This is a genomic window from Stenotrophomonas sp. GD03930 (assembly GCF_029839665.1).
Lineage (GTDB): Bacteria > Pseudomonadota > Gammaproteobacteria > Xanthomonadales > Xanthomonadaceae > Stenotrophomonas > Stenotrophomonas forensis.
In genome coordinates this window covers 458,410-475,426 of record NZ_JAOCAV010000003.1, presented here as the reverse complement: position 1 = coordinate 475,426, position 17,017 = coordinate 458,410, and the positions used below count along the sequence as shown (strand labels likewise).

Sequence of the window (17,017 nt, the reverse complement as noted above, 5' to 3'; positions counted from 1 at the left end):
GGGTTCCTCAGGCGGTGGCGGGGGTGGGAATGTCGGTGCTGCTGTGGGCGGCGGCCTGGCGCTGGCGCAGCAGGCGGTTGGCAACATCCAGCCAGGCCAGCGCGGAGGCTTCGATGATGTCCTTGCTGGTGCCGGTGCCGTCGTACTCCACGCCCTCGTGGCGCACGCTCAGGTTGGCTTCGCCGCGTGCATCGGCGCCGATGCCGACGCTGTGCACGTGGTAGCTGTCCAGCATCAGCTGCACGCCGGTGGCCGCCGACAGCGCGCCGAACAGCGCATCGACCGGGCCGTCACCCTGCGCGGTCTCGGCCACGCGGTTGCCGTCCGGGTCGGACAGTTCGACCAGCGCGTTGGCGCGGCTGCCGACGTCACTGATGGTCATCGACGCCAGGCGATAGCCCTGCGCGTTGGAGCCGCCCTGCATCAGCGTCTGCAGGTCGGCATCGGTAACCACGCGCTGCTGTTCGCACAGGCCCTTGAACTGCTCGAACACCAGCTTCAGTTCGTCTTCGTCCAGCCAGAAGCCCAGCGCACGCAGGCGCGCTTCGACGGCGGCGCGGCCACTGTGGCGGCCCAGCACCATCTGCGAGTCTTCCCAGCCCACATCTTCCGGGCGCATGATCTCGTAGGTGCCGCGATGGCGCAGCATGCCGTGCTGATGGATGCCCGATTCGTGGGCGAAGGCGTTGGCACCGACGATGGCCTTGTTGCGCTGCACCGGCATGCCGACCAGGCGCTGCAGCAGCTGAGAAGTGCCGACGATGCGCGGGGTGTTGATCGCGCTGTCCTGCTCGTAGAAGGCCTGGCGCACCTTCAGCACCATCGCGATCTCTTCCAGCGAGCAGTTGCCGGCGCGCTCGCCGATGCCATTGACGGTGCATTCGACCTGGCGCGCGCCACCCTCGATGGCGGCCAGCGAGTTGGCCACGGCCAGGCCCAGGTCGTTGTGGCAGTGCGCGCTGAAGATCACGTTGGCGGCATTGGGAACGTCGGCAACGCCGGCGATGACCTGCTGGAACATCGCGCGGATCTCTTCCGGCGTGGTGAAGCCGACGGTGTCGGGCAGGTTGATGGTGGTCGCGCCGGCAGCGATGGCCACGCGCGAAACTTCGATCAGGTAATCCAGCTCGGTGCGGGTGGCATCCTCGGCCGAGAATTCGACATCGTCGATGTACGAGCGTGCCAGTGATACGTGCTTGCGTACCGACTCCAGTACCTGCTCGCGGGTCATCCGCAGCTTGTGCTCGCGGTGCAGCGGGCTGGTCGACAGGAACACGTGCAGGCGCGGGTTGGCAGCCGCTTCCAGTGCGCGTGCCGAGGTTTCGATGTCGGCCTGCAGGCAGCGCGACAGCACCGCCAGGCTCAGGCTCGGGCGGCGCAGTTCGCGGCCGATCAATGCCATCGCCTCACGGTCGGACTGCGAGCTGGCCGGGAAGCCGGTCTCGATGATGTCCACGCCCAGTTCGTCCAGCGCACGCGCCATCACCAGCTTCTGCGGCGGGCTCATGCTGCAGCCGGGGGACTGCTCGCCGTCACGCAGGGTGGTGTCGAAGATGCGGATGCGCGGGGTGGTAATTCGTTCAATGGTGTTCACAGGGAAATCTCCTCGACAGCGGGTGCGACGGCTTGCAGGTGGGAAGGGGAAGAGGCAGGGGATGCGGGGGCGCTGGGCTTGCCGGGCGAGCGCGGCGTTTCGCTGCGCCGTCGCCGTGGCTTGCGCGGCGGGCGCGGACGGATGTCGGTGAGCAGGCCGGCCAGGACGCCGGCATCGATGTTCCCGCCCGACACCACCGCGCACTTGCGGCGGCCGGCGACGCGGCGGCCGGCGGCCAGCGCCAGCGCACCGGCGCCCTCGGCGATGATGTGTTCCTCCAGTGCCAGCCGGACCAGGGTTTCGCGCAGCTCGGCCTCGCGCACGATCACCACGTCGTCCAGCAGCGAGGTGCACAGCCGGCGGGTCAGGAAGCCGGGGATCTTCACCCGTACGCCATCTGCCAGCGAAGCGGCCGGGGCGATCTCGCGGACGTCGCCACGGATCGCGCGCGCCATCGAATCGACGCCTTCCACCTGCGCACCCACCACGCGAACGCCCTGCGATTTCAGTGCCAGCGCGACGCCGGAGGCCAGGCCGCCACCGCCGATCGGCACGATCACCACATCCGGTGCGTGTGCGGCCAGTTCGATGCCGACCGTGCCCTGGCCGGCGATCACGTCGGCATCGTCGAACGCGGACAGGAAGCGGTAGCCGTGGCGCTGCGCCAGTTCCACCGCGAAGGCATAGGCCTCGTCGTAGCTGTTGCCATGCTGGCGCACGGTGGCGCCCCAGTGGGCGACGCCGGCGATCTTGGTTGCCGGAGCGCCGTGCGGCATCACGGTGATGGCGGGCACGTCCAGGCGGTAGGCGGCCCACGCCACGCCCTGGGCGTGGTTGCCGGCCGAGGCGCAGATCACCGGCCGGGTGTCGCCGCGCTCGCGGCCGGCCAGCAGCGCGTTCAATGCGCCGCGTACCTTGTAGGAACCGGTGCGCTGCAGGTTTTCCAGCTTCAGCCAGGTACCGAAGCGCTCGGCATGGTGCAGCGGCGTGGGCGGCAGGAAGCGGCGCAGTCGGGCCTGCGCGGCCAGTACGTCGGCGACGCTTACGTCGCCGACATCGCTTTCCTGGCTGGCATCAGCGGCCGGCATGGGCCACCAGCGGGGTGCGGGCGACCGCCGCATGCGGGCACGGGCGGCGAAGAAGACGCCTCCGTACCGGCACCGTGGTCGCTACGGTACGGGTGTTCATACGGAGGCTCCTTCCACGGCGGTGACCTGCACGGACACGCAGTCGTAGATCTTCTCGATCTGCCGGCACAGCGTTTCCGCCGGGCGCTGGCCATCCACCACCAGCTGCAGGTGCCAGCGGCCATCGTCGGCGGCCACCGGCGCGCCGCTGATCGCACGCGGCGCGAAGCCACGGCGTTCGGCCATGCCGATCACGCGCAGCAGCGCGCCTTCGGCCGGGTGCAGCACCAGGTCAAGCCGGTAGTGCATTGGGGGTCTCCTGACGGGCGTGGGCGGGATTGCTTTCCAGCATCGTGCTGTTGGCGGTGTTCGGCGGCACCAGCGGCCACACGTTGGCGCGTGCATCGATGGCCACGTGCAGCAGGGCCGGGCCCGGCTCGGCCAGCAAGGCAGCCAGGCCACCTTCCACGTCATCGCGTGCGTCGATGCGGGTCGCGGCGATGCCGAACACCTGCGCCAGCGCCACGAAGTCCGGGTTGTCGGACAGGTCGATCTCGCTGTAGCGCTCGGCGAAGAACAGCTCCTGCCACTGCCGCACCATGCCCAGCGAACTGTTGTCCAGCAGCACGATCTTCACCGGCAGCCGGCAACGCGCGATGGTGGCCAGCTCCTGCACGTTCATCATGAAGCTGCCGTCGCCGGACACCAGTACCACCGTGCGATCGGGGCAGGCGAACTGCGCGCCCATCGCCGCCGGCAGGCCGAAGCCCATGGTGCCCAGCGCGCCACTGGTCAGGTGGTTGCGCGGGTGGTTGAAGCGGCAGTGCTGCGCCACCCACATCTGGTGCTGGCCGACGTCGCAGGCGATCACCGCATCGGCCGGTGCCAGCTCGCTCAGGCGCTTCAGCAGGGCCGGGGCGTAGATGTGCTGGCCCGGTGCGTCGTAGCGCGCGGCGAATCGATCACGATGCTGCGCACAGCGCTTGCGCCATGCGTCCTGGTGGGCCTTGGGGGAGGGGAAGGCCGCACGCAGGGCGCGGATGGCATGGCCGACATTGCCGGGCACGGCGACGTCGGCACTGCGCAGCTTGGAGATCTCGTAGGCGTCGGCATCGATGTGGACGACACGGGCGAACGGCGCGAACTCGGCCAGCTTGCCGGTGGCACGGTCATCGAAACGTGCCCCCAGCACCAGCAGCAGGTCGCTTTCCTGCACCGCCATGTTGGCCGCGCGGGTGCCGTGCATGCCCAGCATGCCCAGCGACTGCGGATGGCTGGCCGGCAGAGCGCCCAGACCACGCAGCGTCATCACGGTGGGGATGGCGCTCGCCTCGACGAAGTCACGCAGGTCCTGCACCGCATCGCCGAGCGCGATGCCGCCGCCGGCGTAGACCACCGGCTTCTCGGCCGCTGCCAGCGCGGCAATGGCTTCGGCGATGGCGACCTCGGCCGGGGCCGGCGGCGGCTCGACGCTGCTCGGCACGTGCGCCGGCAGATGGCTGGCATCGGCCAGCTGCACGTCCTTGGGCAGGTCGATCAGCACCGGGCCGGGCCGGCCCTCGCGGGCGATACGGAACGCATCGGCGACCACGCGCGGCAGGTCATCGACACTGCGCACCAGCCAGCTGTGCTTGACGATCGGCAGGGTCAGGCCGAACACATCCAGCTCCTGGAAGGCGTCGGTGCCCAGCAGCGGCGTGGCGACCTGGCCGGTGATGCAGACCATCGGCACCGAATCCAGCATCGCATCGGCGATGCCGGTGACCAGGTTCGAGGCGCCCGGGCCGGAAGTAGCCACGCAGACGCCGACCTGGCCGCTGGCGCGGGCGAAGCCATTGGCGGCCAGCGCAGCGCCCTGCTCATGGCGCACCAGGATGTGCTTCAGCGACGAATCCACCAGCGCGTCGTAGAACGGCATGATGGTGCCGCCGGGATAGCCGAACAGCGTGCGGACGCCTTCGGCTTCCAGCGCCTGGGTCAGCCAGCGCGCGCCATTGGGCGGCGCGCTGCGGTGTGTCGAAGAGTTCATGGGGGAACCTTGCAAAGCGGGTGGGGGAGGGCCGCGTGGTTACGCGGCCTGTCCTTGCAACCAGACCATCTTGGCGCGCAGTTCCTTGCCCACCTTTTCGATCGGGTGCTCCAGGTCGGCCTGCTTGAACTTGTTGTAGTTCGGCAGGCCCGCTTCGTACTCGGCCACCCAGTTCTTGGTGAAGGTGCCGTCCTGGATGTCCTTCAGCACTTCCTTCATGCGCGCCTTGGTACCGGCGTCGATCACGCGCGGGCCGCTGACGTAGTCGCCGTACTGCGCGGTCTCGGAAATGAATTCCAGCATGCGCGAGATGCCGCCTTCGTAGAACAGGTCGACGATCAGCTTCAGTTCGTGCAGCACTTCGTAGTAGGCGATCTCCGGCTGGTAGCCGGCTTCGACCAGGGTCTCGAAACCGGCCTGCACCAGTGCCGAGGCGCCGCCGCACAGCACCGCCTGTTCACCGAACAGATCGGTCTCGGTTTCTTCCTTGAAGGTGGTCTGGATCAGGTTGGCGCGGGCGCCGCCCAGGCCACCGGCATAGGCCAGGGCGTAGTCGGCGGCCTTGCCGCTCTTGTCCTGGTAGACCGCCCAGATGCACGGCACGCCGCGGCCGATTTCATACTCGCGGCGCACCAGCGCGCCCGGGCCCTTCGGCGCGACCAGCACCACGTCCAGGTCCTCGCGCGGCTTGATCATGTCGAAGTGCACGTTCAGGCCGTGCGCGAACAACAGCACCGCGCCCTGCTTCATGTTCGGCGCCAGCACGTCGTCGTAGAGCTTCTTCTGCACCATGTCCGGGGTCAGCACGGCGACCAGGTCGGCGTCCTTCACCGCTTCGGCCGGTGCTTTCACGGTGAAGCCGTCGGCCTGCGCCTTGACCTCGGTCGGGCCGCCCGGACGCAGGCCTACCACCACGTCGAAGCCGGATTCGCGCAGGTTCAGTGCGTGGGCGCGGCCCTGGCTGCCGTAGCCGATGACGGCGATCTTGGTCTGGGGCAGGTCGTTGGTGCTCATGGGGGAGGTTCCTTGCGGTGGGAAGAAAAAAGAACGGCCGGTCGTCGAGGTGACGTGCCGGCCGGTCAGGGGAAAGCGGTGGAGGAGGTGCCGCGCATCGCACAGGCACAGCCACCACGAGGCGTCGTGGTGGTGTGGGTCCTGGTTTTGAAGGTGGCGTTGTTCATGGTGGTTGCGTCTGAAACCAGGTCCTGAAATGAAAAAACCCGCACCGGGGCGGGTGCGGGTTTTTGATGAGTTCCGGTGTGTTTGTTGCTTACACGCTGGCTCGTCCCGCACCTGTGGGTTGGGTAATAAGTACGAGCACAAGAATCGAACGCAGCGATGCGGCGCCGGTGTCGGCGGCTTCGATGGGGGTTCGCGGTGGCGTGTTGTGATGCAACATGTGATCGAGAGAAACACAGCCGTTTTGGCGATGTCAACCCTCGCGACAGAATTTTTTTCGGTTTCCGCTGCATCGAGCGCAATCGCTTGTGGCGCAAGGATGGTTGCCGCTGAAAGTGTTTCGGTGAACCCGAATTCACTCTTTTCAGGGCAGTTTTTGCGCGGATTCCGGGTTGTATTCGCCTTGCTGGGTGCGGACCTTGGTCCGAACCCACCAAAGGCCTTCGCCCATGACCTCTGCCCGATACCGCGTGAAGGCCGCAGCGGCGAAGATCGGGGACCACCCTTCCATCGGAACCTGACCGTGTCCCGACGTCTCGCCCGTACCCTGCTGGCCGCCGCCGTGCTGGCCACCGTGCCCGCACTGTCTTACGCCGCCGACCGCATCACCGGCCACACCTTCGCCACCCGTTCGGAGGTGATCGCGCCCCACGCCATGGCGGCGACCTCGCAGCCGCTGGCCACCCAGATCGCGCTGGACGTGATGAAGAAGGGCGGTTCGGCGGTGGACGCGGCAATCGCCGCCAACGCTGCACTCGGCCTGATGGAGCCCACGGGCAACGGCATCGGCGGCGACCTGTTCGCCATCGTCTGGGACCCGAAGACGCAGAAGCTGTATGGCTACAACGGTTCGGGCCGCTCGCCGAAGTCGCTGACCCTGGCCGAGTTCCAGCGCCGTGGCCTGAAGGACATCCCGGCCACCGGCCCGCTGCCGGTGTCGGTACCGGGCGCGGTGGACGGCTGGTTCGCGCTGCACGAGCGCTTCGGCCGCACGCCGATGGCCGAAAACCTGGCCCCGGCCATCCGCTACGCCCGCGAGGGCCATCCGGTGGCCGAAGTGATCGCCTACTACTGGGATCGCTCGGTGCCCAAGCTGTCGCAGTACCCGGGCTTCAAGGAGCAGTTCACGATCAACGGCCACGCCCCGCGCAAGGGCGAGATGTGGAAGAACCCGAACCTGGCCAGCACCCTGCAGAAGATCGCCGATGGCGGGCGCGACGCCTTCTACAAGGGTGATATCGCCCGCACCATCGGCGATTACTTCAAGGCCAATGGTGGTTACCTGAGCTACCAGGACATGGCCGACCACCACGGTGAGTGGGTCGAGCCGGTCAGCAGCAGCTACCGCGGCTACGACGTGTGGGAACTGCCGCCGAACAGCCAGGGCATCGCCGCCCTGCAGATCCTCAACGTGCTGGAAGGCTACGATTTCTCGAAGATTCCATTCGGCTCACCGGAACACGTGCACCTGTTCGTGGAAGCGAAGAAGCTGGCCTTCGCCGACCGTGCGCGCTTCTACGCCGACATGGCGTTCCAGCCGGCGCCGGTGCAGAAGCTGATTTCCAAGGAGTACGCCGCGCAGCGCCGCGCGCTGATCTCGATGGACAAGGCGTTGAAGGAAGTGCAGCCGGGCACACCGAAACAGCTGGAAGAGGGCGACACCATCTACATGACCGTGGCCGACGCCGACGGCATGATGGTGTCGCTGATCCAGTCCAATTACCGTGGCATGGGCAGCGGCATGGCGCCGCCAGGGCTGGGGTTCATCCTGCAGGATCGCGGCGAGATGTTCGTGCTGCAGAAGAATCATCCCAACGGCTATGCACCGGGCAAGCGTCCGTTCCAGACCATCATCCCGGCCTTCATCACCAAGGACGGCAAGCCCTACGCCAGCTTCGGCGTCATGGGCGGTGCGATGCAGCCGCAGGGGCACGCGCAGATCGTGATGAACCTGGTGGACTTCGGCATGAACCTGCAGGAAGCTGGTGATGCGCCGCGCATCCAGCACGAGGGCTCGACCGAACCCACCGGGCAGGCCACGGCGATGACCGATGGCGGCGAAGTGAATCTGGAAACCGGATTCCCGTACGAGACGGTGCGTGCGCTGATGCGCAAGGGGCATCGCATCGTATTCGCCGACGGCCCGTATGGCGGGTACCAGGCGATCATGCGTGATCCCGAAACCGGCGTTTACTACGGTGCGTCGGAGAGCCGCAAGGATGGGCAGGCGGCGGGGTATTGAGGTTTCCCGGCCACCGGGCGCAGCCCCCTCTGCGGTGATGGCAGTGATACGGGGCTTGGCCGGGCGGGTGGGCTGGTCGGGGGACGCCATGAATCCGTCCCTGGAGGCTTGGCAGCCGCATCCATGCGGCTGACACCCCCGCCCAGCCCACCCGCCCGGCCTCTGACAGTTTCCTAGGGCCGCCACCGCAGGAAGAGAAAGAAGAAGATCAAAAGCAACAGCAACAGCCGCGCGCTGTGGGTTGGGGTCGGATCCGTTTTCCGATACAAAACATCCACGCATGGCGTGGATCTACCACCGTCACCGGAAATCTGTCGGGGGTGGGGCGGTGTGGGTGGGCAGGACCGTTGGCGCCATGGATGGCGCCATCGAGCCCCCAGGGGTGAGGGCGCTTTGCTTGCGAAGCACTGCTTCGCAAGCGCCCGAACGCACAGCCGCCAGCGGCTGGGCCGGTCTGGGGGTTTACGGCGTGTCCTGCCCACCCACACCGCCCCGCCCAACCAGCAGCAACCCAGAGCCGCTTTTGATTTTGACCTTGGCCTTTGCTTGAAAAAAGCGGTGCAGCCGCAGGCTGCAAAACACCCTCAATCCGAATCCTGCGCGCGTGCCGCCTCCGCCTGCGTCTCTTCCTGCGCTGCCATCTCGCGCGCTATCCACGCATCGATCATGTGCCGCTGGCGCTGTGCCTGCCGCCGCTCGCGCGTGTACTCCTGGTCCAGCACCCGGTACAGCGACACCATCACCAGCACCATCAGCAGCGCAAATGGCAATGCCGCGATCGTGATCATGCCCTGCAGCGCATCCAGGCCGCCCGCCAGCAGCAGCGCCGCTGCGATCAATGCCACCGCGATGCCCCAGGCCAGCTTGCGCTTCAACGGCGGATCGCCCGCTTCATCGGTGGACATGCTGGCCAGCACCAGCACCGCCGAATCGGCCGATGTCACGAAGAAGATCATCAGCAGCACCAGCGCGATGCAGGAAAGCAGCAAGGGCAGCGGCATGCTGTCAAACAGGGTGAACAGCACCGTTTCATAGCCGTTGCCCAGTGCCTGTACCAGATCGGCATGGCCGAAGATCTGCGCCCACAGCGCGGTGCCGCCAAACACCGCGAACCAGAAGAAGCCCAGCACGGTCGGTGCCAGCACCACGCCGATGACGAACTCGCGGACACTGCGTCCGCGCGAGATACGCGCGATGAACGAGCCGACGAACGGAGCCCAGGAAATCCACCACGCCCAGTAGAAGATGGTCCAGTCCGCCACCCAGGTGCTGCCCGAGAACGGCGACATGCGCAGACTCATCGTCACCAGCTGGTTGAGGTACGAGCCCAGGGTGGTGGTGAACGTATCGAAGATGAATCCGGTCGGGCCCAGCACCAGTACGGTGGCGGCCAGCAGCGCGGCCAGCGCAAGGTTGAAGTTGGACAGCCACTTCACTCCGCGCTCCACGCCACTGGCGGTGGACGCCATGTACAGCACGAACGCGATGGCGATGATGGTCAGCTGCAGGGGCACGCCCGCGTGCAGGCCGAACACGCGCTCCATGCCGGCAGCGATCTGGATGGTGCCGAAGCCCAGCGTGGTGGCCACGCCAATCGCAGTGGCAACGACCGCTGCAATGTTGACCACGCGCCCGATCCAGCCGCGATGGTGGCGGCCGATGATCGGCTGCAGCATGTCGCTGACCAGGCCGCGGCCGTTGCGGTTGAACTGGAACCAGGCCATCGCCAGGCCGATCAGCGCGTAGATTGCCCAGGGGTGCAGGCCCCAATGGAAGAATGCATAGCGCATCGAAGCCCGCGCCGCGTCCATGCTCTGCGGGGCCAGGCCTTCCGGTGGCTTGGTGAAGTGGGAAATCGGCTCGGCGGCGCCCCAGAACACCAGGCCGATGCCCATGCCTGCGGCGAACAGCATCGACATCCAGCTGGCGCGCGAGAACTCCGGTTCGGCATCTTCACCGCCGATGCGCAGGTTGCCGAAACGACCGAAGGCCAGGTACATCAGGAAGGTCAGCGCCAGGAACACGACCAGAAGATAGAGCCAACCGACACTGCGGATGACATCGGCGAGTACCGACTGGACGACGGTATTGAACGGGCCGGGCGCGAAGCCAGCCAGCAGCACCAGGACGAGCACCAGTGCGATGGAAATGCGAAACACCATGAAGGAGCTTCTCCGATCAAGGGATTGAGGGGAGCGAGCAGAGCTTGCAGCGAGGGGCCGGCGGCGTGCAGCGCGAGCCGGGCAGGGGCCGCGTCGGCGGCGAAGGAAGCATCGGTCGCTGGAATGCGACGGACGTGCACGTTACTGAACGCGATGTCACGGCTCTGTTAGTACAGAAACAACGAATCCACGCGATGCGCGGCTGCAACGGTCATGAGCTGCAGTGCTTTCTATGCTCTAATGCGCAGCAAGAAGCGGGGGTACCGCGGCCAAACGGCCACGGTTGAGACAGTCCCTTGGAACCTGATCCGGCTCATACCGGCGTAGGGAAGCTTTGCAATGCTGCCATGCCCGGACTCCGCCCAGGGACCGTCCGCGCGTGGCGGCAGTGCGCCGCCGCTTCGTCCCTGACCTTCCTGGACGATGCCCGATGAACGCACAGCTCTCTGCCCTGCAGCAACAGGCCCAGCAACTCTCCGAATCCGTGACCCGGCCCATTCCCGGCTCGCGCAAGATCCACGTGCCCGGCTCGCGCCCGGACCTGCAGGTGCCGATGCGCGAGATCGCGCTGACCCGCACGCCGACGCTGTTCGGCGGCGAAGAGAATGCACCGGTCACGGTCTACGACACGTCGGGCCCGTATACCGATCCGGAAGTGCGCATCGATCTGTCCGCTGGCTTGCCGGCGCTGCGTCGCGGCTGGGTGGAAGAGCGCGGCGACACCGAGCAGCTCGAAGGCCTGAGTTCTTCATTCGGTCGCGATCGCGAGCATGACCCGAAGCTCGATGCGGTGCGCTTCCCTGCACGCAGCCTGCCGCGCCGTGCACGCGCCGGCGCCAACGTCACGCAGATGCATTACGCGCGGCGCGGCATCATCACGCCGGAAATGGAATTCGTCGCCATCCGTGAGAACCAGCGGCTGGAAGCGATCCGCGACGCCGGCCTGCTGCAGCAGCATCCGGGCGAGGCGTTCGGGGCGTCGATCCAGAAGATCATCACTCCGGAATTCGTGCGCGACGAGATCGCCCGCGGCCGTGCGGTGCTGCCCAACAACATCAACCATCCGGAAAGCGAGCCGATGATCATCGGCCGCAACTTCCTCACCAAGATCAACGCCAACATCGGCAACAGCGCGGTGTCCTCCGGCATCGCCGAGGAGGTGGAGAAGCTGGTGTGGGCGATCCGCTGGGGCGGCGACACGGTGATGGACCTGTCCACCGGCAAGCACATCCACGAAACCCGCGAATGGATCATCCGCAACTCGCCGGTGGCGATCGGTACCGTGCCGATCTACCAGGCGCTTGAGAAGGTTGACGGCCGCGCCGAGGCACTCACCTGGGAGATCTTCCGCGACACGCTGATCGAGCAGGCCGAGCAGGGCGTGGATTACTTCACCATCCATGCCGGGGTGCTGCTGCGCTATGTGCCGCTCACCGCCAAGCGGGTGACCGGCATCGTCAGCCGTGGTGGTTCGATCATGGCCAAGTGGTGCCTGGCACATCACAGGGAGAACTTCCTCTACACGCATTTCGAAGAAATCTGCGAGATCATGAAGGCCTACGACGTGACCTTCTCGCTGGGCGACGGCCTGCGCCCGGGCTGCATCGCCGATGCCAACGATGCAGCGCAGTTCGGCGAACTGGAAACGCTGGGCGAGCTGACGAAGATTGCCTGGAGGCACGACGTGCAGACCATGATCGAAGGCCCCGGCCACGTGCCGATGCAGCTGATCAAGGAGAACATGGACAAGCAGCTGCGCGAGTGCGGCGAAGCGCCGTTCTACACGCTGGGGCCGCTGACCACCGACATCGCACCCGGCTACGACCACATCACCAGTGCGATCGGCGCGGCGATGATCGGCTGGTTCGGTACCGCCATGCTCTGCTACGTGACGCCGAAGGAGCACCTGGGCCTGCCCAACCGCCAGGATGTGCGCGACGGCATCATGGCTTACCGCATCGCCGCGCATGCGGCCGACCTCGCCAAGGGCCACCCGGGTGCGCAGGTGCGCGACAACGCGCTGAGCAAGGCGCGCTTCGAATTCCGCTGGGAGGACCAGTTCCATCTTGGCCTGGATCCGGAGAAGGCCAAGGAGTTCCATGATGAGACCCTGCCGAAGGACGCGCACAAGCTGGCCCACTTCTGTTCGATGTGCGGCCCGCACTTCTGCTCGATGAAGATCACCCAGGACGTGCGTGACTACGCCGAGGCCGGCATGAAGGAGAAGTCGGAGCAATTCCGCGCCGCCGGTGCCGAGGTGTACCACCAGGGGTGATGCGCGAAGGGGCGTGCCGGCCAGCAGCCGGCACGACCGCTCATCACGCCGCGTCCGGCTATCCTCCGCCCATCACCCCGGGGAAAGGACGCCATGCCTGTTGCCATGACCACCCGCTGGCTGGCCATTGCCCGCCGCCATCCCTCGGTCTGGCTGCTGGGTGCACAACTGCTGGCGGTGCTGCTGTATCCCGCCCTGGATGACACCGCCGCCGGCCGCGCGGCGCTGGGCATGTTCGGGATGGCGGTGCTTGGCCTTGCCCTGTGGGTGGTGCAGCGCAGTCCGTTGGGCACCTGGCTGGCGCTGCTGCTGGCGATCCCCTCGGTAGTGTTCTCGCTGGCCGGCGCCCTGCTGGACCGCAGCGCGCTGCTGACCACGGCGCAGCTGCTGGAGAGCCTGCTGTACTTCTACACGGCCGGTGCGCTGATCGCCTACATGCTGCAGGACCATAAAGTCACCCGCGATGAGCTGTTTGCGGCCGGCGCGACTTTCACCCTGCTGGCCTGGGCGTTCGCGTTTACGTTCGCGGTCTGCCAGCAGTGGTACCCGGGCAGTTTCCAGGGCACGGGCGAGGGGCCGCAGCGCAGCTGGATGGAATTGCTTTATCTGAGCTTCAGCTTGTTGTCCGGGGTGGGATTGAGCGATGTGGTGCCGCTGCATCCGCAGGCGCGGGCACTGGTCATGCTGGAACAGTTCGCGGGCGTCATGTATGTCGCGCTGGTGGTTTCACGACTGGTCGGACTGACGATGCTCCGGCGCATGTGAAAATGAACGCCAGATAAAAATTTCGCGCCCACAGGGGCGCGAATGGTGATGCAGATTATGTGAATGCGTCGGCGAGAGAGAGCCTGAGTGTCGACCCCGTCATAGGCGGGGTAACCGGCTTAGGCTAATATCGGTACGCGTAATTGTTTTTGCGGTATGCGCCGATGCTTTGTGCGGAATCTGGCTTTTTGTTGTCCCTGCATGGGGACGGTATCGCTGGTGAAACCTGCCCAGGCCCGTCCCTACTGTATATCGGAAAATGAACAGCAGCGAAACACAGCCGCCCGAGGCCGACCGCATCCAGGTTGGCGAATGCGTCGTCACTTTGTCCTCGCGAGAGGTCGAAGTTGCGGGTGCGCGTCGTCCACGCCGGCTGACACCGAAGGCGCTGGGCGTGCTGCGCGTGCTGCTGCGGCAGCCCGGCCGGGTGGTCACCCGCGAGGAGCTGTTTGCCGAAGTGTGGCCTGACACGCTGCCGACCAACGACGTGTTGACCCAGGCGGTCACGCAGCTGCGCAAGGCATTTGCCAACGACGACGACAACGGCCAGGCCTATATCGAGACCATCGCCAAGAGCGGCTACCGGCTGCTGGTTCCGGTCCAGGTGCTGGAAGCGCCCGAGCCTGCGATGGAGATCGGTGAGATCGCCGATCCGCCGCTGGCGCTGGCAGGCGCCGCAGGTGTGGTTCCCGTCGGCATCGCGGTGCCGGCACCGGGCCTGCGCCGGACCTGGCGCCAGGTCCGGCGCAAGGTGCTGCTGGTGGCAGGCCTGTTGATGCTGGCGGCGGTGATCGTGCTGACGATGCTGCTGCTGCGCCGGGCCCCGGTGGCGAGTTCGCCGGTGGATGCGGCTGTCGAGAACGGTGTCCGCGTGATCGGCAGCCCGCAGCGGCCCTACCGGCTGATTACCGCGACCAGTGGTTTTGAGACCTATCCAACACTCTCTCCCGATGGTTCCCAGGTCGCCTACGAAGGTGCCAACGAGGACGGCAAGGGCGGCGGAGCGATCAAGGTGCAGACCTCGGGCAATGCGCCCGCGCGCCAGTTGCTGGCCCCCCCGGTGGGCGCCAGCGATCGTTTTCCCAGCTGGTCGCCGGATGGCCGCGAGATCGCCTTTGCACGATTCAGTGCCGAAGGCGGCTGCCAGGTGCTGATTGCCAGCGCTACGGGCGGCGCGCTGCGCCAGGCGACACGCTGTGACGGCACCGAACTGCTCAGTTTCGACTGGACCCCCGACGGCCGTGGGCTGGTATTCGGCAGCATGGTCGGGCGGTATGCGCATCGCGGCATCCGGGTGCTGGACCTGGCCAGTGGTCAATGGAATGCCCTGGACTACAGCGTCGATGCGGACGACTTCGACTATGCGCCGCGCTACTCGCCGGACGGCAAGTGGCTGGTGTTCGTGCGTAATCCGCAGATGGGCGACCTGTGGCGGATGCCGGCCGGTGGCGGCGTCCCGGAGCAGCTGACCAACGAAGCGGCCGAGCAGCGGGGCTGGGCGTGGGTCGATGATGGCCGCACCATCGTGTTCGGGCGGCGTGTCGACAGCGAGGCGCGCCTGTACTACCTCGATGTTGAACGCCGCACGCTGCGTGACGCCGGCCTGGACGATGCGCAGTGGCCTGCGGTGTCGCGGCATGGCGGGGTGCTGGCGTTCGTCCACCGGCGTGCGCAGTTCGGTGTGTTCAAGGTGCCGACCGATGGCGGCAGCGCGCAGCGCCTGTTCGCTTCCAGTGGCCGCGATGGCCAGCCGATGGCAGCGCCCGATGGCCGGCAGCTGGTCTTCACCTCCGATCGTTCCGGCAGTTTCGATCTGTGGTGGGCCGACATGCAGCGGCCGGACTCGTTGCGGCCGATCGAGGGCATGCGGCCGGAGGGGCGGCAGGCGCCGGACTGGGCCGCCGACAGCCGCCACCTGCTGGTGGTGGGGCGCGATGAACACGGGCGCACGGTGATCTACGAGATCTCACCGCGAGATGAGCGCCTGCAGGCGTTGCCGGTGCCGGCGGAGCAGCCGCTGCAGGCCCTGTACGGTGCAACCGAGGACCAGCTGCTGGTGGTTGAACGCGATGCGGACCAGCGCACCCGGTTGAGCCTGTTCGATCGCAGTATCCAGCCTTGGCGCCGGCTGGCCAGCATCGACGGGGTATCGCAGGCCCGTTTCGATCGTGGCAGCGGGCGGGTGCTGTTCACGCGCCTGGCGGCTGGCGGACTGTGGTCGGTCGATCCGGCGCTTTCGTCGGCCAGCGTGCGCCAGATCAGCGAGGACCGGCCGAGCCGCTGGCGTTATCGCACCTGGACGGTCGCCGGCAGTGGCGCTGTCGGCTACCTGGGAACCTCCACCCGGTGTGGCACGACCCTGGTCCGCATCGAGGCCGGTGTCGAGGCCCCGGAGCGTTGCCTGGATGCACAACGGCTCAGCGCGGGCAACGGGATCAGTGCCAGCGCCGATGGTCGTGATCTGTACGTGGCCCTGGCCGTGAGCGATGGTGCCGACATCGGCGTCATGCAGCTGCCTCCGCCGGCGCCGACGCTGTTTCCGGCGTTCTCCAGGCTTTTGATTTTCAAGAAGAATTTTTCTTCGTAATTTTTTCGTGCCGTTCTCGCCGCGAATTCGTGGCGATCTCGGCAGACTTTCCTGACGCGCTGCCGCCCGATTGGGCAAAACGGAGGCCTGTACTAGGCAAATCCGTGGTGCCCCCATGCGTCAACTCTCGCTGGCCGATCGCGGCCAAACCGTCTCTCTCGACAAGTCCCTCGATGAAGGCACGCCGACCTGCCTGGGCGTCGCCCGGCTGGGCAGCCTGCAGACGGCGGGAAGCAGCTTCACGGTCTGGATGCAGGTGCGTGGCAGTTCCTGGGTCGAAGCCAAGGAAGGTCGCTTCCGGCTGCGCCAGGGCGAGTGGATCGCATTCGAGAAGGAGTCCCGGCCGCTGGTGCAGGCGGGCCGCAACGGGTTGTGCGTGGGCCTGAACCTGAACATCGAAGCGCTGCGGGTGCTGACCGAGATGGCCGACTGTGGCCTGTATGCCGGTCGTGGCCGCCTGAACCGCAGCGACGCCCGGGTGGGCCTGCGGCTGTGGCGCGATGCGCTGGCCAGTGGCCAGCCGGCCCATGCACTGAGGCCGCTGCTGCTGCATCTGGCAAGCCTGCAGCGGGGCCTGGCCGAGAACGTGCAGCGCTGCCCGGGGCGCTCGCGCAGCCGCAAGCGGCAGGTGTTCGGGCGCATGCAGCGCGCAAGGCTGTACCTGGAGGGCAACAGCCATCGCGTGGTGCGCATCGGTGAGTTGGCCGAGCTGACCAACTTCTCCAGCTGGTATCTCTCCAAGACCTTCCAGAGCCTCTACGAAGAGAGTCCTCAGTCGCTTTCGGCACGGTTGCGCCTGGAACGGGCCGCCGATCTGCTGCGTGACACCGACATGATGGTGGGTGAGGTTGCCGCAGCCAGCGGATTCGACAACTGCTGCAGCTTCGCCCGCGCCTTCCGCGCCCGCTATGGCCAATCCGCTTCGCGCTTCCGCGAAAACGGCGGGGTTCTGCCGCCACATTCTGCAAAGTCTCTGGTTGGGTCGCGCAAATACAGCGTCGCAACGCAATCGTAACGTGCTGGGGTGTTTTAACACGCTGCTAACACGTACCTTGGA

Annotated in this window: 11 protein-coding genes and 1 riboswitch; of the genes, 5 read left to right on the top strand and 6 right to left on the bottom strand. The window is 66.7% G+C overall.

Features of this window, described 5'->3' with window-relative positions; all coding sequences use genetic code 11:
• Nucleotides 1-7: 7 nt before the first annotated feature.
• From N5C18_RS17820 to ilvC, 5 genes are all read right to left on the bottom strand, one after another.
• Entirely contained in the window at nucleotides 8-1,594 is a 1,587-nt protein-coding gene (locus tag N5C18_RS17820) for a 2-isopropylmalate synthase (protein ID WP_279945289.1), read from the bottom strand.
• Nucleotides 1,591-2,682 (bottom strand): threonine dehydratase, encoded by a 1,092-nt coding sequence (locus N5C18_RS17815; protein WP_164242304.1) that lies wholly within the window; start codon nucleotides 2,680-2,682, stop codon nucleotides 1,591-1,593. The genes N5C18_RS17820 and N5C18_RS17815 overlap by 4 nt, the downstream gene beginning before the upstream one ends.
• A 96-nt stretch (nucleotides 2,683-2,778) precedes the next feature.
• A complete protein-coding gene (locus N5C18_RS17810; RefSeq protein WP_005419108.1) occupies nucleotides 2,779-3,030 on the bottom strand; it encodes an ACT domain-containing protein in 252 nt (83 codons plus the stop codon).
• Nucleotides 3,014-4,750 (bottom strand): acetolactate synthase 2 catalytic subunit, encoded by a 1,737-nt coding sequence (ilvG, locus tag N5C18_RS17805; protein ID WP_053512087.1) that lies wholly within the window; start codon nucleotides 4,748-4,750, stop codon nucleotides 3,014-3,016. The genes N5C18_RS17810 and ilvG overlap by 17 nt, the downstream gene beginning before the upstream one ends.
• A 39-nt stretch (nucleotides 4,751-4,789) precedes the next feature.
• Nucleotides 4,790-5,764, bottom strand: coding sequence for a ketol-acid reductoisomerase (gene ilvC / locus N5C18_RS17800; RefSeq protein WP_008265163.1), 975 nt, complete (start codon nucleotides 5,762-5,764; stop codon nucleotides 4,790-4,792).
• Nucleotides 5,765-6,452: 688 nt separating this feature from the next.
• Here ilvC and ggt point away from each other — a divergent pair.
• Nucleotides 6,453-8,171 carry a gamma-glutamyltransferase gene (ggt, locus tag N5C18_RS17795; protein ID WP_279945273.1) on the top strand — a complete coding sequence of 573 codons (1,719 nt, stop codon included), beginning with the start codon at nucleotides 6,453-6,455 and terminating at the stop codon, nucleotides 8,169-8,171.
• A gap of 584 nt (nucleotides 8,172-8,755) precedes the next feature.
• Here ggt and N5C18_RS17790 read toward each other — a convergent pair.
• Complete coding sequence (locus N5C18_RS17790; RefSeq protein WP_008267394.1) at nucleotides 8,756-10,333, bottom strand: BCCT family transporter; 1,578 nt, start codon at nucleotides 10,331-10,333, stop codon at nucleotides 8,756-8,758.
• A gap of 246 nt (nucleotides 10,334-10,579) precedes the next feature.
• Nucleotides 10,580-10,681: riboswitch (TPP riboswitch) on the top strand.
• Between the two features lie 82 nt (nucleotides 10,682-10,763).
• On the opposite strand from N5C18_RS17790, the gene thiC reads away from it, so the two are divergent.
• From thiC to N5C18_RS17770, 4 genes are all read left to right on the top strand, one after another.
• Nucleotides 10,764-12,608 carry a phosphomethylpyrimidine synthase ThiC gene (gene thiC / locus N5C18_RS17785; RefSeq protein ID WP_053511394.1) on the top strand — a complete coding sequence of 615 codons (1,845 nt, stop codon included), beginning with the start codon at nucleotides 10,764-10,766 and terminating at the stop codon, nucleotides 12,606-12,608.
• A 93-nt stretch (nucleotides 12,609-12,701) separates the two neighbouring features.
• A complete protein-coding gene (locus N5C18_RS17780; RefSeq protein WP_279945271.1) occupies nucleotides 12,702-13,373 on the top strand; it encodes an ion channel in 672 nt (223 codons plus the stop codon).
• Nucleotides 13,374-13,632: 259 nt separating this feature from the next.
• Nucleotides 13,633-15,960: a winged helix-turn-helix domain-containing protein gene (locus tag N5C18_RS17775; protein WP_279945270.1), complete on the top strand. Its 2,328-nt coding sequence runs from the start codon at nucleotides 13,633-13,635 to the stop codon at nucleotides 15,958-15,960.
• A 115-nt stretch (nucleotides 15,961-16,075) separates the two neighbouring features.
• Nucleotides 16,076-16,975, top strand: coding sequence for a helix-turn-helix transcriptional regulator (locus N5C18_RS17770; RefSeq protein ID WP_180880961.1), 900 nt, complete (start codon nucleotides 16,076-16,078; stop codon nucleotides 16,973-16,975).
• Nucleotides 16,976-17,017: the final 42 nt, after the last annotated feature.

What these genes read in the sequence shown, in the direction of transcription:
- N5C18_RS17815 (WP_164242304.1), bottom strand. Translation starts at nt 2,682, where the DNA reads ATGCCGGCCGCTGATGCCAGCCAGGAAAGCGATGTCGGCGACGTAAGC.
- N5C18_RS17810 (WP_005419108.1), bottom strand. Translation starts at nt 3,030, where the DNA reads ATGCACTACCGGCTTGACCTGGTGCTGCACCCGGCCGAAGGCGCGCTG.
- ilvG (WP_053512087.1), bottom strand. Translation starts at nt 4,750, where the DNA reads ATGAACTCTTCGACACACCGCAGCGCGCCGCCCAATGGCGCGCGCTGG.
- ilvC (WP_008265163.1), bottom strand. Translation starts at nt 5,764, where the DNA reads ATGAGCACCAACGACCTGCCCCAGACCAAGATCGCCGTCATCGGCTAC.
- N5C18_RS17790 (WP_008267394.1), bottom strand. Translation starts at nt 10,333, where the DNA reads ATGGTGTTTCGCATTTCCATCGCACTGGTGCTCGTCCTGGTGCTGCTG.
- thiC (WP_053511394.1), top strand. Translation starts at nt 10,764, where the DNA reads ATGAACGCACAGCTCTCTGCCCTGCAGCAACAGGCCCAGCAACTCTCC.
- N5C18_RS17780 (WP_279945271.1), top strand. Translation starts at nt 12,702, where the DNA reads ATGCCTGTTGCCATGACCACCCGCTGGCTGGCCATTGCCCGCCGCCAT.
- N5C18_RS17775 (WP_279945270.1), top strand. Translation starts at nt 13,633, where the DNA reads ATGAACAGCAGCGAAACACAGCCGCCCGAGGCCGACCGCATCCAGGTT.
- N5C18_RS17770 (WP_180880961.1), top strand. Translation starts at nt 16,076, where the DNA reads ATGCGTCAACTCTCGCTGGCCGATCGCGGCCAAACCGTCTCTCTCGAC.